The sequence below is a fragment of the Microvirga tunisiensis genome, from assembly GCF_009296175.1.
GTDB lineage: Bacteria > Pseudomonadota > Alphaproteobacteria > Rhizobiales > Beijerinckiaceae > Microvirga > Microvirga tunisiensis.
In genome coordinates this window covers 1-2,487 of sequence record NZ_VOSK01000589.1, presented here as the reverse complement: position 1 = coordinate 2,487, position 2,487 = coordinate 1, and the positions used below count along the sequence as shown (strand labels likewise).

Below are 2,487 nucleotides of genomic sequence, written 5' to 3'. Positions count from 1 at the left end.
CTGCGGCCATTCACATGCCGCGGGCCCGGATGGAGTTCGCGGATCAGGTCCAATTCAAAGCGGCGCGCTCGAGGCGCGTTGTTGCACACTGGTTTTCCTGACCCCGTCTCATCGACCGTTGCGCCATACCCTCCTTCGCCCGCCTACGCCGTCGACAGCCTCTCGCTCGCAGCCAGCTTTACGCCGCTGCGACCGGAGCTCGATAAACTTCGCCCTTCATCAGCAGGGCCCAAACCACGCGAGCGATTTTGTTCGCCAGCGCGACCGTGACCAGCATGCGCGGCTTGCGCGCCAACATCTGGGCCAGCCACGAGCCGGCGGGGGCTCCGCGCTTGCAGGCCTGATGCACCACGGCGCTGCTGCCGATGATGAGCAGCCGGCGCAAGGTGCGCTCGCCCATCTTCGAGATTGCGCCGAGCCTCTGCTTGCCGCCGGTCGACTTCTGCAAGGGCGTCAGCCCCAGCCAAGCGGCAAAGTCCCGGCCCTTGCGGAACGTCTCCGGCGGTGGGGCCAGTGCCGTGATCGCGGTGGCCGTAATGGGGCCGATCCCCGGAATGGTCATCAGCCGGCGGGCGATCGGATCCTCGCGCGATCGTCGGGCAATCTCGGCATCCAGACCGGCAATTTGCGTGTCCACCACCTTCAGGCTGTCGATCAGCACCTTGAACACCGCCCGTGCGCTCTCCGGCAGCTGCGAGGCAGGGTCCTCGATCCACGCGATCAGCCGCGCCACGTGCGCCGGTCCCTTTGGCACGATGCATCCATATTCCGTCAGGTGGCCGCGCAGAGCATTGATCACCTGGGTCCGCTGCTGCACCAGAAGGTCGCGCGCCCGGAACACGACGGTCTTGGCCTGCTGCTCCTCGTCCTTCACGGCCACGTACCGCATGTTGGGCCGCTGGGCCGCCTCGCAGATCGCCTCGGCATCAGCCGCATCATTCTTATGCCGCTTTACGAACGGTTTGACATACGCCGGCGGGATCAGGCGGACCGTGTGACCCAGTTGGGCGATCTCGCGTGCCCAGTAATGGGCCCCGCCACAGGCTTCCAGGGCCACCAGGCACGGCGGCTGCGAGGCCATGAACTCGATCAGTTTCGCGCGGGTGATCTTCTTGCGAAAGACGACATGACCCGACGCATCGGCTCCATGCGCCTGGAAAACGTGCTTAGCGATGTCCAATCCGATTGTGCTCACCTGACCCACAGACGCCTCCTTCAACGGGTGTTCGACACCCACTCTGCCACAGCGAGGCCGTCGGGGGCGTCCACATGGGGTAATCGCGGGAGCGAGTCGCCCTGGATCTGCAGTCACGCTCATGGAAGCTGGTGGCTGTTCCCCGATAAGATGAAAGTACGGGCTCACGACGGGAAGCCGGGCCCAAGCATCGAATGGAGAACAGCCATGGACGACTATATCGGGCTCGACGTGTCGATGAAAGAGACGGCGGTGTCGATCCGCCGGGGCGGCAAGCGCGTCTGGCGCGGCAAGTGCCCTTCTGATCCCAAGCTGATTGCTGACCTGATCCGCAAGCGCGCGTCGTCTGTGAAGCGGGTCGTGTTCGAGACCGGTCCCTTGTCCGTGTGGTTCTATCATGCCCTTCGAGCCGAGGGGCTGCCGGCGATCTGCATCGATGCTCGTCATGCCAAGGCCGCCCTCGACATGGCGGCGAACAAGACCGATGCGAACGATGCCGATGGCCTGGCTCATCTGGCGGAAGTGGGCTTCTTCCGTGAGGTGCGGGTGAAGGGCTTCGACAGCATGCTGACCCGCACACTTGTCGCAGCCCGCACTCGGCTGGTGCGGATCACAACCGAGCTCTCCAACCAGATCCGCGGTCTCATGAAGACCTTCGGCTTGGTCGTTCCCGCTGGCAAGGGCAGCACATTCGAGAAGAATGTCCGCAGCCTTCTGGTTGGTCAGGACGGGCTTTCCGCCATCGTGCTGCCGATGCTGGAAGCGTGGCGCGGCCTGCGCATCCGAGCCATGGAGCTCGGCCGTCAACTTGTGGCCGGCGCGCGCCAGAACCAAGCCTGCCGCATTCTCATGTCGATCCCTGGTGTCGGGGCGATCACCGCAACGTCCTTTGCGACCGCTATCGAGGATCCAGATAACTTCAAGCGGTCCCGTTCCGTCGGCGCCTGGTTGGGGCTGACCACCCGACGCTACCAGTCGGGCGAGGTCGATTACGACGGCCATATCTCCCGCCGGGGCGATCGCCAGGTGCGGGGGCTTCTGTTTGAGGCGGCCACGGTCATCCTGACCCGCAGCTCGGCCGAGAGCGGCCTGCGGCGATGGGGCCTCAAGCTCCGGGAGCGGGTCGACTTCAAGCGGGCAGCCGTTGCTGTGGCGAGGAAACTCGCCGTGGCGTGTTAGACAATGGTGCAAGGTTTGCGATCAGCTTTGTCCATACGATCGCCCGCGAGGCTCTACGCCATCGCTCGACAGGTCCAACATTAAAGCCTCAGCCGGTCGATGAACCCGGCGAA

Annotated in this window: 2 protein-coding genes; one reads left to right on the top strand and one right to left on the bottom strand. The window is 64.6% G+C overall.

The window, feature by feature from the left end:
- Positions 1-178: 178 nt before the first annotated feature.
- Positions 179-1,204, bottom strand: a complete 1,026-nt coding sequence (locus FS320_RS41680) for an IS110 family RNA-guided transposase (RefSeq protein ID WP_162003603.1) — start codon at positions 1,202-1,204, stop codon at positions 179-181.
- 198 nt (positions 1,205-1,402) lie between these two features.
- On the opposite strand from FS320_RS41680, the gene FS320_RS41675 reads away from it, so the two are divergent.
- Positions 1,403-2,374 carry an IS110 family RNA-guided transposase gene (locus tag FS320_RS41675; RefSeq protein WP_152718425.1) on the top strand — a complete coding sequence of 324 codons (972 nt, stop codon included), beginning with the start codon at positions 1,403-1,405 and terminating at the stop codon, positions 2,372-2,374.
- Positions 2,375-2,487 lie beyond the last annotated feature (113 nt).